The organism is Kribbella hippodromi, from assembly GCF_039531045.1.
GTDB classification, from domain to species: Bacteria; Actinomycetota; Actinomycetes; order Propionibacteriales; family Kribbellaceae; genus Kribbella; species Kribbella hippodromi.
Genome location: NZ_BAAAPH010000003.1, coordinates 24,498 through 40,065 on the forward strand (window position 1 = coordinate 24,498; position 15,568 = coordinate 40,065).

At 66.9% G+C, this 15,568-nt stretch carries 13 protein-coding genes; 4 read left to right on the forward strand and 9 right to left on the reverse strand.

Annotated elements, in window-relative coordinates:
- Positions 1-7: 7 nt before the first annotated feature.
- The 4 genes from ABD260_RS04965 to ABD260_RS04980 form a co-directional block, all read right to left on the reverse strand.
- Positions 8-841: a carbohydrate ABC transporter permease gene (locus ABD260_RS04965; RefSeq protein WP_344232121.1), complete on the reverse strand. Its 834-nt coding sequence runs from the start codon at positions 839-841 to the stop codon at positions 8-10.
- Positions 838-1,767 carry a carbohydrate ABC transporter permease gene (locus ABD260_RS04970; protein WP_344232122.1) on the reverse strand — a complete coding sequence of 310 codons (930 nt, stop codon included), beginning with the start codon at positions 1,765-1,767 and terminating at the stop codon, positions 838-840. The genes ABD260_RS04965 and ABD260_RS04970 overlap by 4 nt, the downstream gene beginning before the upstream one ends.
- On the reverse strand, positions 1,764-3,041 hold the full coding sequence (locus tag ABD260_RS04975; RefSeq protein WP_344232123.1) for a LacI family DNA-binding transcriptional regulator: 1,278 nt from the start codon (positions 3,039-3,041) through the stop codon (positions 1,764-1,766). Before ABD260_RS04975 ends, ABD260_RS04970 begins: the two co-directional genes overlap by 4 nt.
- Before the next feature lie 80 nt (positions 3,042-3,121).
- On the reverse strand, positions 3,122-4,414 hold the full coding sequence (locus ABD260_RS04980; protein WP_344232124.1) for a hypothetical protein: 1,293 nt from the start codon (positions 4,412-4,414) through the stop codon (positions 3,122-3,124).
- 543 nt (positions 4,415-4,957) lie between these two features.
- Between ABD260_RS04980 and ABD260_RS04985 the strand changes: the two genes are divergently transcribed.
- Positions 4,958-5,449, forward strand: coding sequence for a hypothetical protein (locus tag ABD260_RS04985; protein ID WP_344232125.1), 492 nt, complete (start codon positions 4,958-4,960; stop codon positions 5,447-5,449).
- On the forward strand, positions 5,446-7,254 hold the full coding sequence (locus ABD260_RS04990; protein WP_344232126.1) for a hypothetical protein: 1,809 nt from the start codon (positions 5,446-5,448) through the stop codon (positions 7,252-7,254). Before ABD260_RS04985 ends, ABD260_RS04990 begins: the two co-directional genes overlap by 4 nt.
- A gap of 70 nt (positions 7,255-7,324) precedes the next feature.
- On the opposite strand, the gene ABD260_RS04995 is transcribed toward ABD260_RS04990, so the two are convergent.
- From ABD260_RS04995 to ABD260_RS05015, 5 genes are all read right to left on the reverse strand, one after another.
- Complete coding sequence (locus tag ABD260_RS04995; RefSeq protein ID WP_344232128.1) at positions 7,325-9,064, reverse strand: hypothetical protein; 1,740 nt, start codon at positions 9,062-9,064, stop codon at positions 7,325-7,327.
- 317 nt (positions 9,065-9,381) lie between these two features.
- Complete coding sequence (locus ABD260_RS05000) at positions 9,382-10,332, reverse strand: potassium channel family protein (protein ID WP_344232129.1); 951 nt, start codon at positions 10,330-10,332, stop codon at positions 9,382-9,384.
- On the reverse strand, positions 10,283-11,413 hold the full coding sequence (locus tag ABD260_RS05005; protein ID WP_344232130.1) for a GNAT family N-acetyltransferase: 1,131 nt from the start codon (positions 11,411-11,413) through the stop codon (positions 10,283-10,285). The genes ABD260_RS05000 and ABD260_RS05005 overlap by 50 nt, the downstream gene beginning before the upstream one ends.
- Positions 11,414-11,492: 79 nt before the next feature.
- Positions 11,493-11,903 (reverse strand): hypothetical protein, encoded by a 411-nt coding sequence (locus tag ABD260_RS05010; protein WP_344232131.1) that lies wholly within the window; start codon positions 11,901-11,903, stop codon positions 11,493-11,495.
- Positions 11,904-11,928: 25 nt separating this feature from the next.
- On the reverse strand, positions 11,929-12,801 hold the full coding sequence (locus tag ABD260_RS05015) for a GNAT family N-acetyltransferase (RefSeq protein WP_344232132.1): 873 nt from the start codon (positions 12,799-12,801) through the stop codon (positions 11,929-11,931).
- Positions 12,802-12,820: 19 nt separating this feature from the next.
- Here ABD260_RS05015 and ABD260_RS05020 point away from each other — a divergent pair, with 19 nt between their 5' ends.
- Both ABD260_RS05020 and ABD260_RS05025 read left to right on the forward strand, forming a co-directional pair.
- Positions 12,821-13,429 carry a hypothetical protein gene (locus ABD260_RS05020; RefSeq protein ID WP_344232133.1) on the forward strand — a complete coding sequence of 203 codons (609 nt, stop codon included), beginning with the start codon at positions 12,821-12,823 and terminating at the stop codon, positions 13,427-13,429.
- 345 nt (positions 13,430-13,774) lie between these two features.
- Entirely contained in the window at positions 13,775-15,553 is a 1,779-nt protein-coding gene (locus ABD260_RS05025) for a glycerophosphodiester phosphodiesterase family protein (RefSeq protein ID WP_344232134.1), read from the forward strand.
- Positions 15,554-15,568: the final 15 nt, after the last annotated feature.

Consider the following 15,568-nt stretch of genomic DNA (forward strand, 5'->3'; position numbering starts at 1 on the left):
ACCTCTCCTAACCTTTGACTGCGCCACTCAGCAGACCGGACGTCAGCCGGCGCTGGAGGAAGGCGAAGAACACGAGACTGGGCACGGTCGCCAGGACTGAGGCGGCGGCGAGCGGGCCGAACTGCACTTGGCCTTCGGCACCGACGAAGCGGGCGAGGACCAACGGGAGTGTTTTGAGCTCTGGGTCCTGAAGCAGGACCAGGGCGAAGAAGAACTCGTTCCACGCCGAGATGAAGGTGAACATCGCGGTCGCGATCAGGCCGGGCCTGAGCAGCGGCATCACGATCGAGACGATGGTCCGCAACCGGCTCGCGCCATCGACCGCGGCGGCTTCTTCCAGTTCACGCGGTACGGCGGCGACGTACCCCTGCAGCATCCAGAGCGCGAACGGGAGTGACCAGACCATGTACACGATCACCACGCCGGGGATCGTGTTCGTCAGGTGCAGCGGGCGCAGGATCATGAACAGTGGGATCACGATCAGGATCACCGGAAACACCTGGCTGACCAGGATCCAGCCGTTCGTCAACGGGCGGAGCTTGCTGCGGAAGCGCGCCAACGCGTACGAGACCGGGAGCGCCACGATCAGTACCAGAATCGTGCTGTAGATGGAGATCTGCAGGCTGTTGCCGAGACCGCGGACCAGGCCCTGCTCGCTCAGCGCGTCGGTGTAGTTGGAGAAGCTGGCGTGCTTCGGGAGCAGGCTCGGCGTGATGCTGGCGAACTCCTGCGGCGACTTCAATGAGCTGGAGATCAGCCAGAGCAACGGGAAGCCGAGGAAGATCAGGTACACCACGACGGCGGCGTACTGCAGGGCGCGGGTGGCCGGACGGGTTCTCATGCTTCGCTCCGCAGGCGGTTCCGCAGGTAGAAGAACAGGAACAAGATGATGATGACCACCATCACGTCACCCATCGCGGCGGCCATCCCGAAGTTGCCGTAGCGGAAGGCCTCGTTGTACGCGAACAGCATCGGCAGCATGGTCTTTCCGCCTGGGCCGCCGGCTGTCAGCACGTACACGAGTCCGAATGAATTGAAGTTCCAGATCATGTCGAGGCTGGTGATCGCGACGATCACGGTCTTGAGCTGCGGCAGGGTGATGTTCCAGAACTGGCTCCACGCGCCGGCGCCGTCGACCGCGGCCGCTTCGTACAGGCTGCGGTCGATGCTTTGCAGTCCGGCCAGCAGGGTCACGGTGGTCATCGGCATGCCGACCCAGATTCCGACCACGATCACGGCCGGCAAGGCCGTACTGAAATCGCCGAGGAAGTTGATCGGCTGGTCGGTCAAGTGCAGCTTGAGCAGGATCTCGTTGACCGGGCCGTTCGTCGGGTGCAGCAGCAGGCGCCACATGATCGCGACGACGACCGGAGGCATCGCCCAGGGGATCAGCGCGAGCGTACGAGCGACGCCGCGGAACTTGAGGTCGGCGTTCAGCAGCAGGGCCAGACCGAGGGCGGCGACGAACTGCAGGATCGTCACCGAAAGGGTCCAGATGACGCCGATCCGGAACGAGTCCCAGAACAGGTTGTTGTGCAGCAGCTTGGAGAAGTTCTCGAAGCCGATGAAGTTGGTTTGGACGTTCAGGCCGGCGCGGGCGTCGGTGAAGCCGAGCGCGATGCCGCGGATCAGCGGGTAGACGCTGAGGATCAGCACCGGGAGCAGCGCGGGCAGGAAGAGCAGGATCGCTTCCCGGTTCTGCCTCGGTTTTCCTGAGTTGTTCCGGGAGTTCTTCGCCTTCGCCGCGGCGGTGATCGAGGCCATCATGGGGTCGATCCCCTCAGGCTCAGGGACGGCTGGACGACGATCCGCCGAGGCGTCCGGTCGTTGTCCTCAATCCTTGCCAACAGCAACTCCGCGGCCCGCCGGCCACGCTCCGCGGACCCCAGATTCACACTCGTCAACGGCGGAAAACTCTGCTCAGCCAACTCACTGTCATCCATCCCAACCACAGCAACATCATCCGGAACCCTCAACCCCACAGCCGCCAACTCATGCATCAACCCGACCGCCAACAAATCATTCGCACAAACCACCGCGTCGAACCCAACGCCCTGAGTGCGGGAAGCGTGGGTACCCCGCCCGACGCGGGTGGCGATGACGCCCCCGCCGGTGGAAGAGGCGGCGGCGTCCCCACCGGTGCGGGAGGCGGTGGCGTCCCCGCTGGTGCGGGAGGTGGTGGCGTCCCCGCCGGTGCGGGAGGTGGCGTCCCCATCGGTGCGGGAGGTGGTGCCGCCGCCGTCAGTGCGAGAGGTGGTGGCGCCCGCGTTGGTTCCGGGGGTGGGGGTTGGCTGGGCGCCACCTCGCCGCCGGGAGGACTGGCTGGAAGCCAGCCTGCCGGCGGTCAGTAGTTCGGCGGCAGCTGCACGTCCTGCACTGAAAGTGAAGTCGCTTGCTTCGGCGAGTGCGACGGGCTGGAGGTTGTGGACTTTGAGAGCCTCGGCGAAGCCTTTGGCGCGGGCGGCGCCGGGGACTGTGTCGGCGGGGCCGTTCAGGAAGGCGATGCGCTTTCGGCCGCAGTACGCCAGGTGGTCGACGGCGAGCAGCATGCCCTTCGGGGAGTTCGCGCGGACTGTGTCGACGCCGGCCTTGGCCGGGACGCTACCGGCGACAACGACCGGCACCTCGCACTCACGGATCGACTTCACCAGATCCTCGTCGACCCGGATCGGGCTGATCAGCAGCCCATCGGCGTACCCGCGCGCCATCCCCCGTACCAGCGCGACCTCGTCCACCACCTCCGGACCGGTCGTCGTGACCACCAACCGGTACCCGGCAGCGGAAACGACTTCCTCGACCGCCCGCATCATCGTCACGTACACGGGGTTACCGACATCAGCGACCGCCAGCGTCAACTGAAAGGTCCGCCCGACCTTCAAGGAGCGTGCCCGCGAGTCCGGTACGTACCCGAGCTCGGACACCGCCCGCTGCACCCGCTCGATCATCTCCTCGGTCGCCGGCAGCCCGTTCAGCACCCGCGACACCGACGCCACCGAGACCCCCGCCGCCCGGGCCACCCCAGCGATCGTCGGACGACTCACCCGCGACCTCCTGTAATCGTTCTTGTAATCGTTTACAAGCCAGACAGTAGAACCTCTCGCCGATCAGGTCAAGGCATCAGTCAGGCAGCGACGCTACGCAGCACCCAGGACGGAAGACCGAGCCACCACCTCAGCGCGGGTACGAGCGGGCGCGGTACATCCTGCGACCGCGCGATCGCATGCAACAGGTCCAGCCTGCCGGAGACCCCCGCGCTGTAGCTGAGGCCGGCCAGCACCGCCGCCGAATGCGCCGAACGGGTCGTCCGCCACTGGACGGCATGTTTTGTCACGGCCTTCCGCAGTGCGTTCACATCGGCCGACGGCGCGATGTGGCCGATCGAGTATGCGGCCGAGACCTCGACGGCAGGCGCGGCACCGCCGTACAGCACGACCTGCTCCAGGAGGCGCCGTTCCTGGTGCCGTCCGACGAGACGAAGAGCAGAGAGTAGTGACAACGCCCAGTCGAGCCGCTCCAGCAACGCCCGGGCCGACTTGAACTCCTCAGCGAGCGCTCTCGCCGCCCCGTCACGGTAAGGCGAGGCGGCGATGAAACTGGCCGCCGCGAGCCGCACGTCCCAAGCAGCGGCGTACAACATCTCTTCCACCAGCGTCGGCAGCACGGAGTCGTGGAACGATTCGTACTCCGGCCGTGTCCAGGCATTGACGATGCTCACGACGCGACCCACGACCAGTTCTCGCTCCACCGAGGAGCCGGTCAGAACCGGCCGTCGCCAGCCCGATGCCGGAGCGGAGCGCGCAACCTGTGCCGCCAAAGCGAGTAACTGATCCGCGGTCACCTTGGTCGCGCCACCCGCGGAGTCGCGGCTCAGCTCCAGCAGGACCTGAATCAGTACTCTCCGTTCGGACTCGGCGAAATGGCGAAACTGCAGCTTTCGGAAACACGCGAGCAATGCGCCTAGCTGCGCCTGACCGCTGCTCGGCTCACGCAACTCCCGAATGACTGCGGAGTTCGCGTCCCGGTGCGAGCTGAAATCAAGCGCACTGACCGTCTCGACCACGACCTGATTGGAGCGGTCCGATCCCAGCGACGTACAGGCCGCTATCGCCGCGAACTGACCGACCGGATGACCCAGCAGCCGATTGAACGCCTCATACCGCTGATGCCATCTGACGCCGTCCGAGATGATCATCTCCACGAGCAGACGCTCGGTCAGGTCGACCCAGAATCTGCTGGGTAAGAGCACGTGATCGGTGACCAGGTGCCGAGTGAGCTCGTCCCATCGCGGACCGGACATCACACCTTCGGACAGCGCCCGGTCCAACAGGCCCTGGATCCTGACCTCGTCGACCGGCGTGGGGCGATGTCCCGCGGTCCAGTTCGGCAGCGGCGTACCGCGAGCGTATCGATACATGGTTTCGATGACCGCGACCAGCTGTCCCGAGGGCAATCCGAGCAACTGCTCGTAGCGTTCCGCTCCCCACCGCGGGACTGGGGCCCTTCCCGACTCCCAGCGCGAAATGGTTCCCGGTGTCACCAACTGATGTGACTCATCGGGAAAGGCCCGCGCCAATTGCGTCTGCGAAACATGGACGTCACCGGCCGCAAACAATCGACTGACCCGCAACAACCATGCGGTACGGGCTTGCGGACTGAGCTCTCGAACCGACTGGTGCCGCGTTGTACCGGTCTCTCGCACATCCCCTCGATCCCCCACGCCGTATAGCACGGCTCCCCTGACTGCGGCAAGGAAAATTGCATCCGACTTGGCGCAGTGAATTGATGGTAGATCCACGGCGGCGGAGTGCGCATTGTTCAGGTGATGTCAATCTGAGAACGTTCGAAGGGCAATTCCATGTCTCAGTCAGCTCCGGTACCGCGGGCCGGCCGGCGGCCTATGCTCGACCTCACCGCCGTCCGGAAGGGATCTGGAGCCGTGGTCGAGCATCCTCGGTATGTGCGGTCCTCTACGGAGGACGCGATCTCGACCTGTTTGCGGCTCCGACCGAGCGTGCTGATTCTCGACGCCGAGCCCTTGCTGATCGACTGGTCGGCTCCGGATGGAGCCTGGAACTCCCGCTGGCACGAAGTACTGAGCCGCTCCGTGGATCAGGGCGTCGGCGTCGTCGTCGTGGTGACGAACTCGCGACGTGACCTGTCCGGCCTGATTCAGCCGTCCCCGGACCACGGGATGTCGGTCCGGCTCGTACGCCGCGCCAGGAAACCCTGGACCACCCGGCGCGCGCTCGGCCTGCCCGCAGTGGCCGGGCGCGGCGTGGTTTGCGGTGATGTGTCACTGACGGACGGCCTGCTCGCCACCCGCCTGGGTTTCACCTTCGTCCACGTGCAAGCCGAAGACCCGCCCCCACTGGCCAGACTTCAGAACAGCTGCGGCCGCCTGCTTGCGCTGGTCTTCGGTTCCCGGCAGTTCCCGGGATGGCGCGGATGAGCGTCTCCCCGCCACCGCCACCGCCACCGCCACCGATCGATCGGGACACCCTGCTCGCCGATTACATCGCCTCCCGAGAGGACGAACGTTCGTTTCAAGCGACCCAGGTGGCTCTCGCGTCGCTCGCCCTGACGACGCTCGGCCTGCTGGCCGGTCTCGTCGGCCGCTATGTGCTGCCGAACACCCATCAGAACGACATCCCGCCAGGCCTTCTCATCCTCGCGCCGATGGTTCCGCTCGCGCTGTTCGGGATGTTCGTTCAAGCCGGCGCGCAGGCGACCCTGCGGACGCATTATCTTCGCGACCTCGAGCAGCAGCTGGCGCAGCCGACGGCCGATCCCGCGGCCACGCCCAGCCCGTCGTTCATTCGCATCGTCGGCGCTCTGGTCGGCCTCAAGCACGGACATGGGATCTACCGGGCGATCACCGGCATGCTCATCACGATCGCGATGTCCGCGTTCATCGTCATCCTGATCCTGATCGCCATCAACGTGCCGGGGCCATGGGCTGCCCTGATGACGGTCAGTTACTCGTTCACGATCTCGCTCCTGGTTCATCTGACCTGGTCGACGACGGCAGCGGGGCTGAAGTTCTACAACAGCGCCCGCGAACGCCTGAAGGTCCACACGAGCGGCGCGACCGGCCCAGACGGGCAGCTGGTCAAGTACCTCGCGCTGCCGCGCCCGGTCGACCTGCAGAAAGGTCTCTACTACCTGGCTGGATTTCTGGTGGCGCTCACGTACGGCGCGGCCCATCGGGGGTTCGGCGTGCACCTGCTCGCGTTCGTCTGGGGGTGGGTGGTCCTCGAGTTCCTGGCTTACCAGGCCAGGTACCAGTGGAACGACATTCGCGGATTCGCGAACGAAGCCGCGCATCCGATGGCGACGGCGCGCAGGCGGCTGCCGGACTCCGGATCCAACCCCATCAGCCAGTCCGCGCAGATCGCGCTCGGTCGGGTCGGGGCGGCGCTGGTGCTGGCACTCGGCGCTCCGGCCGGGACCCGGACCGCTTTGCTGATAGGGCTGGCCGCGATCTTCATTCTGGCCTTGGCGTACGAGAAGGCACGGGCCGACGATTCAGTTGCCGGAGTCATCCTTCTCGTGGCGATCGGCTACCCGCTGCGGTTCTGTCTCGGCCTCGCCGTTGCCGGTTTCGTCTGGACCGATGGCGCTCTCGTACTGGCCGCTACGGGCGCGGCGGCGTTCGCCGCGGTCGGGTGGAGCACAGTCGGATTGACGTGGGCGCTCGAAGCCGACGCGACCCCGCCGGCAAGCAGGTCGAGGCACCTCCAGTTCCTTGGGCGCAATGCCGGTCTGAGCGGAGGTCAGACTGCCGGTGGCAGCCCTCCGCTCGCACGTCGGATGCGCCTCATAGCGGTGCCCAACCTCGCGCAGTTCGCGGCTTGTGTTCTCGGTACGCTGCTCGGAATCGAGATCGTACGGCGTGATTGGTCGTGGACGGCTACCGCGATGCTCGCCGCCGCCGCGGCAGCCACCCTGGTCCTGATCATCGTCGGCATTCGCACGACGCTCACCGGAGTGGTCTTCGGCTGCGCGCTGGTCATCCTGTCAGGCTTGTCGTACTTGTACAGCGAAGGCTGGCGTGGAGTGTGGGTTCCGCTGTTCTTCGGGGTCTTCACTGCCTTCTATCTCGGCTTCAGATCACAGACCTACGCGGGCCTGAGCACAGCACCCAAGGACATGCTTGCCACGGCCAAGTCGCTCGTCGGCGCGATGGAGACCTGGTTCAAACAAGGCAAGCCACCGAATCAACCGCCTCAGCCGAACAACCAGGCGTCTCCATGACCTCACGCTCAACGTGGATGGGCGGAGACAAGCTGTCGCCTGCCTCCGCCTACCACGAGCTGTGTACTCCTCAGCAGCGGGTGGTGAGTTGGGGGTTGGGGAGTACGGCGCTGGTCAGGGTTCCGCCGAAGCGGGCCAGGTCCGGGGTGCCGTACTGGGCGGTCTTGCCGAAGGTTTGGACTGTTTGGTGGTTGATCACGTTGCCGAAGTTCCACACGCACAGTCGCCCGAGGCCCGGCGACGCCTGCAGAGCGCGGGTCGAGCCGAGGCTCCAGAACGGGTAGAACGCGGCGCCCTTGGGTACGGCCGTGCAGCCGACTCCGGTGATCGTGTTGCAGAGGATCTCCGACGCCGCCACGTTCGTCTCGAACTGGATGTTCGGGTACGGATGCGCCCCGCCGGTGAACGGTCCTATGTACTCGAACGAGGTCGGATGACCACGTGACCCGTCCGGCCAGTCGGCCTGGTACGAGGAGCCGTCGAAGTCGAGGTCTCCGTTCTGGAAGACGTTCTCCTGGCAACCGGCAATCGGCCAGCGTTCGACCACCGCCTTGCCGTTCACCATCGTGATCCGCGGACCGGCGATCATGCAGTTCGCGCCGGAGAACTCACAGTTGACGCCACTGGCGGAATCATTGGTCGGACACGCGGCTCCGGTTTCGGTGGTCGCGTTCTGGCAGATGCCGGTGGCCGGGTTGCAGGGACCTTCACCCGGACCGTTGCCTTCGGCACCACCGTTGCAGACCTGGTAGACGTTCGGGTCGGAGAAGCTCTGCCCGTTCGGGTACGACTGGCTGACCGGCAGCCGGCTGGACACGCTGGAGCAGGCTTCGAAGTGACCGAGCTCGTCCTGCATCAGGACGCCACCCTCGAGGGCTGCCCACGGGACCTGGTTCTGCTGCTTGGCGCTGCTGAACTCGGCGTGGAAGTCGAACGGAGTTCCGCTGCAGTCGGCGATGTTCGTGTTCATGAACCCGTTCGCGGCGGACGCCACCATCGACCCGGACTGCCCGGTACTCAAATCGTCGACCCTCGCAAGTAGGCCGTGCGCGGTGTCGCGCATCACCACCCGGAGGATGTCACCCTGCCGCATTTCCAGCGTCTTCTTGTTCGGCGACAACGTCGACACATCGGTGAGCTGCGGGCTCGGCGGCCCGGCCGGTACGCCGTCGGTCTGCAGGTACGAGAAGTTCACCGGTTCGATGCAATTGTTGTTGCAGGTCGCGAAACCGAACGTACAGGCGAGACTGTCGATCGTCAGCGCCGCACACCAGCGGCCGGCGTCACAACTCGGCCCGTCCAGGAACGGCCCGAAGCCGGGTGGATAGAACTGCAGCTCCATGAACGCGGAGCCGGCCGCGTTCGGATCGTTGATGGCGGAACTGTTGCTGTCGCTGTTCGGCGTGCACGAGTTCTGTGGGTACGACTTCGGGTCGCACAACGGAAGGCCGAACCACGGCGCCGGGCTGAGTTCCGCGTACTTGCTGACCGCCGGACTGTTCACGGTCGGTTTGGCGGCCGGGTCCTTCGACAGCCGCATGAAGTACGTGATGTCGTTCGCACTGCCCGGCCGGCTGGAGATGAACTTGACCGACGGTTCATCGTGGCCGATGTAGTGCTCGTTGTCCTCGAACTTCCAGGGCACCCCGTTCTTGTCGATCTTGACCGGGTCCGTACACAGCCCGCCCAGTCCGTTCTTGACCGACTTGTACTTCGGGCTGAACCCGTTGCAGTCCATCCCCCCGATCGGGTTCGGTTTGACCGAGGCCGGAGCCGCGGCCGTGGCCTGCCATCCGAGCGCCGGCATCATCGCGATCGCGAGTGTGATGACGGCGGCCCCTATTCCCCACCGATTTCTCCACCGATAACTGGATCTGGGCATCGGCGTGCCTCCACCCCGCAGAGATGGGAGCCCCTGGGCTGGGCCGGCGACGGCTCAGGGCCCCCCTTGCGGGCCGCGGTCGGTGCAACTAGCCCCAGGCTTATGCCTCGCCATCACCCACTGTCAATAGGTGGTGACAGCTCTCAGCGGGCGCTCAGCGTCCCGCCCCGCCGTCCTCAGCCTTCCTGCTCGCCGGCGCCCAGTCCTCTTGCTCGTCGGCGCCCAGCCTTCCTGCTCGTCGGCGCTCAGTCTTCTTGCTCGTCGGCGCCGGGGCGCTCGGCCCACGGGGTTTCCTTGGCCGGCCGGACGACGATGAGTTTGTCGCCGGCGGCAAGCACCGAGACGTTCGAATCGTAGTACCGGTGGACTTTCCCGTCCCGGACCACCGACACCACCCGGTCCGGCACGGACGACGGCGGCTTGCCCACCTCGCGCCCGAGCACCGGCCGCTCGGCCACCTCGAGACCTTCGCCGTAGGTGAGCAGGTCCTCCATCACCTCGCCAAGGTTCGGGCTGACCGCGGACAGGCCGAGCAGCCGGCCGACCGCCTCCGACGAGGTGACCACCGCGTCCGCGCCACTCTGCCGGAGCAGCGGCACGTTGTCCTCCTCGCGGACCGCGACCACGATGTGGGCGTTCGCGTTGAGTTGCCGGACCGCCAGCGTGACCAGCACCGCCGAGTCGTCCCGGTCGGTGGTCACGATCACCTCGCGCGCGGTCATCACCTCGGCCCGGCGCAGCACCGTCCGGTTCGTCGCGTCGCCGTGGAAGGCGGCCATCTGATCGTTGCCCGCGTCACCGATCGCCTGCGCCCGCGGGTCGATCACCACGATGTCGGAGCGCCTGACCCCGTTGCTGATCAGCGTCTGCACGGCGGACCGGCCCTTGGTGCCGTACCCGACGACGATGGTGTGGTCCTTCATCCGTTTCCTCCAGCGCGTGTCGCGCATGATCCGGCGACCCTCGTTGGCCAGCACTTCCAGTGTCGTACCGACCAGAACCACCAGGAACGCGATCCGCAGCGGCGTCACGACGAAGGCGTTCACCAGCCGGGCCGTCGGCGACACCGGGGTGATGTCGCCGTACCCGGTCGTGGTGAGGGTGACCGTCGCGTAGTAGATGCTGTCGATCAGGTTGACCTTGCCGTCATAGCTGTCCCGGTACCCGTCCCGGTCGACCACCACGATCAGCACCATCACGGTCAGCAGCCCCAGCGCGACCAGGAATCGGCTGAAGAGCTGGAACAGTGGCGAGCGAGTGCTCGCGGGCAGATTGACCAGGAGACCGTGGGGGTTCCGGCCGGTGGGTAGGGGTGGCACGGCTAAGACGATATTGCACCGGCGGCCGATCCACCGCATGCGACAGGCTCTGGCCGGACAGCGCGACGCTCACCATCAGGCTGTCACCGTCCTGGACCACTCTGGAACGCATCCGCAACTGATGCAGTGTCCGCAGCATGGCGTGGTTCTGCGGCTGCACCAGACACACCACGCGGTCCGCACCGAGCAGCCGGGCCTCCTCCACTACCTGCCGCAGTAGCCGCAGCCCGATCCCCTGCCGCTGCCAGCCGTCCTCGACCAGTACGGCGACCTCCATCGTCGTACCGCCCAGCTCCTCCCAGGGCGCCACGGTTGCCATCCCGATCACCGCACCGTCCACACAGGCCACCACCGACACACCACCAGCGGGCGCGGACAGATGCCGTGCCGTACGGGCGGTCAACCGCGGCATCGGCACGTGATACCGCCGGGCCCGCGTCTCGTACGAACACCGCTCGTGCATGGCCACCACAGCATCCGCGTCAGCCACAGTCGCCTGACGGAACTCCGGTACGCCACTACCGGGCCGCGGCCCGTGCGGACTCTCCAGCCGTTCAGCCAGCCTGCCGGCGATCTCGACCAGTACGTCCGCCCTGGCCCACTCAGCCGGGGTGTACTCGTCGAACCCCTGCAGCTCGCCCAGCTCGTCATCCACCGACACCGGGTCGTCGATGAGCCGCAGTACGGCCCGCAGGTACCGCGTCGGCGCGTCACTCAGTACGTCCGCCTGGCACGGGCGGACCACCGTGTTCACGCATCCCGCCTCGGCCGCCAGTGCGGTCAGGTCGTCAGCGGACCAGCCCGCACCGGTGGAGACCACCAGCTCGTCGACAGCCCCGCTCTCCGCGGTAAAGACCTCCAGGCTGAGGATGTTGATGTCGTCCGCACCACACCGTGCAGCGAGCTCCGCCAGCGCGCCAGGGCGGTCGGCCAGTTCGGTCCTGATCTTCCAGAGCATGATGCTCTCCCCTCGTGAAACGTGGTTTCACTGTGGGGCCCGGCTGTTGCTCCGGTGCGTCCGCGACGTTACGTGGGCGTCAACGTTTGCGCCGGACCCGCGGCAGGTGCGGGTTGATCCGGGGCTTCCGGGCGGCCAGTACGACGGCCGGCTCGCGCTTGTCCAGGTCGGCGTGCCGGAGCAGCTCCGGGTAGGTGGCCTGCGGTACGGCGGGGTACGTGGTCACGATCGCGTCGCCCGAGAACACGAAGAAGATGGCCTGACCGTCCTTGATCACCTTCAGCAAGGACCCGTCGCGTACGGTCAGCGCGTGCTCGACGCCCTTGCGCCGGGCCGTCCGTTTCGCCCAAGCGGCCTGGACCGCTTGCTGCGCGGGCTCCCGCCCGTGGCGCACCGCTTCCACGACGAGCGGCCCGTACCGCACGCCGTACTTGACCAGATTCTTTGCCAGCTTGCTGTTCTTCCCAGCGCCCGCAGCTCCACCCGCCATACGTCGAGCGTACTGACTTGTCCGGTCAGCCGGCCGGCTTCCAGATGTACGGCACTGTGACGGACACCGGCCGCAGTCCGAGCCGGGCCAGAATTCCGCGGCTGTCCGGTGACGCGTCAACCTGCAGGTACTTGTAACCGCGCTGCGCCGCCAGATTGCGCCGGTACGCCACCTGAGCGCGGTAGATGCCCCGGCCGCGCCACTCCGGCAGCGTCGACCCACCCCACAAGGAGGCGAAGTCAGTACCGGGGTGGAACCGGATCCACGAGCCGCAGACCATCTTCGGCTCGTCCTCCGTGGTCTCAGCGACAACTACCACGGTCGGTTCGTCTCCCGCGAGGTCCTGGGACAGTGCGTCCGGGAGCCAGGCGTGGGAGAAGCCCCACACCTCCTCCTCCATCGCCTGCATCCGCTCCAGGTCCTCGCGCGAGGTGATCTCCCGCAACCGGAGGCCCTCTGGCAGCGCAACCTCAGTCGGCAGATCGGCCAGTGCACCGATCAGCAGGCACTCCTCGTCATCCGGTACGAACCCGGCCTTGGTCAACCGCTCCGGCAGGTCAGCCGGCAAGTCATGTGAGTAGTACTTCCACTCCACCTTCACGCCGAGCTCGGTGAAGTACGCGACCTGGTCAGCGATCAGCTGGTCCAATTCACTGCCGTCGGCCCCACCCTGGTACTGGAGGAAGCCATCACCTTCGAGACCGATCGTGCGGATCAGCGGCCCGATCCGGTCGGTCGTCCCGGAGCCGCCGGAACGGGTACGGATCTGCTGGTCGTACGCGTCGCGCAGCGCGAGGGCCTCAGGCGAGCTGTCCAATGGAATCACGCCCATCAGTAGAACAGCGGTCGCAACCGGTTTCCAGCGTGACAGTCGCGTCGGCATGCGGGCGTACGTCACGTCGTGCACCATGGAGGCCGTGAGCCCCTCCCCCGATCCGCGCCGTCCGATCATGCCCGGCAACAAGCTGTTCGAGTCGCTGCCCGGTGCCGCCGACCCGGCCACCGTCACCGAGGCGGCGCACCGGACGGCTGAGCTGCTGGTCCGTGGCGTGCGCGAGTCGGCCGACGAGGAGGTACACGCGCGGGTGGTCAAGCTCGCCGACGAGTACGGTCTGGACGAACTGGCGGAGCTGTGGTCGGACTCCCCCGCCGACTCGCTGCCCGGGGCACTCTGGCGGCTGTACCTGCTGCGCTCGTGGGTGCACTCCAACGCCGCGGAGGTGGCGCGTGAGTTCGCCACCGGGCGCGAGTACGCCGAGGTGCACGCGGTCGTCGCGGGCGTCGCCGAACCGCCCGGGCCGACCGAGGTACGGGACATGGTCGACGCCGTACTGCGCGGGGTGGCGACCGGCGATTTCGCCACCACGCTGGACCGGGCGGCCGCGTTCGCCCGGATCGTCGCCACCGGGCGCGCGCACCTGGCCGAGGACGGGCACGACCGGGTGCTGTCCGCGTCCAAACTGGTCGAGACCGCAGACCAGCTGCAGACCGCGGCCCGGGCCGAACGCGCCGGGCACCTCTGGTAGTTGCGAACGCTTCGATCGGGTGTTATTGGGTCTCGCGGCCCGAGATCTCAACAGGACAAGGGGTTTGAGCACCCGCTACACTGTTCGAGGTGTCGGGCCGGTGCAAGCCCCGGGTCCCAAAATTAGCCGCTACGAGCGGCCACGCGCCGTGAGGCGCTTCCCGGTCCGGCACCTCATACCTCTCCCACCGGTCTTCTCCCGGTGCGCGCGTCCCTGCGCGCCGGCCGCGACACGCGGCGGTCACCCGGCGGCCGCTTCTCGGCTACCTTCACGAGGACGGGGGTACTCCTGTGGCAGCCAGCCTCAGGGGCGTCCGCCCACAACCCCTCCGGAAGGGAATCCCTCATGCGCCGCCTTCCCCGCGCACTCCTCCCGTGCGCGCTGATCGCCGGACTGCTGCTTCCGGCCGCCCCGGCCGCCGCCGCGCGCGGCGACTTCGACATCCAGGGCCACCGCGGTGGTCTCGGGCTGACCGTGGAGAGCACGATCGCGTCGTTCTCGCACGGTCTGCAGCTCGGCGTCAGCACGCTGGAACTCGACGTCCAGATCACCCAGGACGGGTACGCCGTGGTGACCCACGACCGCAAGGTCGACGGCAAGAAGTGCCGCGACACCGCGCCGTACACGCCGAACGACCCCGAGTACCCGTACGTCGGCAAGTACATCAACACGCTCTCGCTGAAGCAGGTCAAGCAGCTCGACTGCGGGTCCCTGCCGCAGGCGAACTTCCCTGGTCAGCAGGTCGACCCGGGCGCGCGGATGCCCGAGTTGCGCGACATCTTCGCGCTCGTGCACCGCTACCACGCGTACGGCGTGAAGCTGAACGTTGAGACCAAGGTCGAGGCCGGCGCGCCGTCCGAGACCGCTCCGCGCGAGCAGTTCGTCCAGGTCGTCGCGACTGAGATCCGCAAGGCGAAGATCGCCCGGCAGGTGACGATCCAGAGCTTCGACTGGGGTTCGCTGATGCGGATGCGCCAGGTGATGCCGGAGCTGCCGCTGGTCGCGCTGACCAACTACGACTTCCTCCAGGTCGGCCAGCCGGGCAAGTCGCCGTGGCTGGGCGGGATCGACATCGACGACTTCGGCGGTGACCTGGTCAAGGCGACCAAGTCGTTCGGCGCGTCCGCGATCTCGCCCGTGCACGGCTTCCCGCAGGACGGGAAGGTGACCGACCCGGCGTACCGGCCGTACGTCACCGCCGACATGGTCAAGTCGGCGCACCAGGCCGGGATGAAGGTCATCCCGTGGACCGTCGACGACCCGGCGACCATGCAGTCGCTGATCGACAAGGGCGTCGACGGACTGATCACCGACTATCCGGACCGGTTGCGGAGCGTCGTCCACGACAACGGCTTCCGGCTCCCGAAGGCGTACGAGGCGCCTGCTGTCCGCGCCCTGTCGTCGGCGCACGCCCACAACGACTACGAGCACCGGCGGCCGCTGCAGGACGCGCTGGACCGTGGGTTCAACAGCGTCGAGGCGGACGTGTGGCTGGTGGATGGGGAGCTGCGGGTGGCCCATGACCTGGCGGATGCCAAACCGGGCCGGACGTTGGAGAGCCTCTACCTGAAGCCGTTGGCGGACCGGGTCCGTGAGAACCACGGTCAGGTGTACAAGCACGGACGGGACTTCCAGCTGCTGATCGACATCAAGAGCGACGGTCCGTCGACGTACGCGGCGGTAGACAAGGCGCTGGCGAAGTACCGTGGGATCAGCACGATCTTTGCCAGCGGACGGGTGTTCAAGGGCGCAGTCACGTCAGTGATCAGCGGTAACCGGCCGCTGGACGTGCTGAAGGCCCAGAAGGTGCGTTACGCCGGCTACGACGGCCGGCTGAGTGACCTGCCGTCCGGTATGCCGGCGTCGCTGATGCCGCTGGTGAGCGACAACTGGACGAACGCGTTCACCTGGCAGGGCCTCGGTCCGATGCCGGCCGCGGAGAAGACCAAGCTGCACGACATCGTCGTCAACGCCCACCACGCCGGGTACAAGGTGCGGTTCTGGGCCACTCCTGACGTACCTGGCGCGGCCCGTGAGGCGCTCTGGCGCGAGCTGACCGCTGCTGGTGTCGACTACCTCAACACCGATGACCTGCACGGCCTGGAGGACTTCCTCCGCGGCTAGCAGCCGACTCAGGGC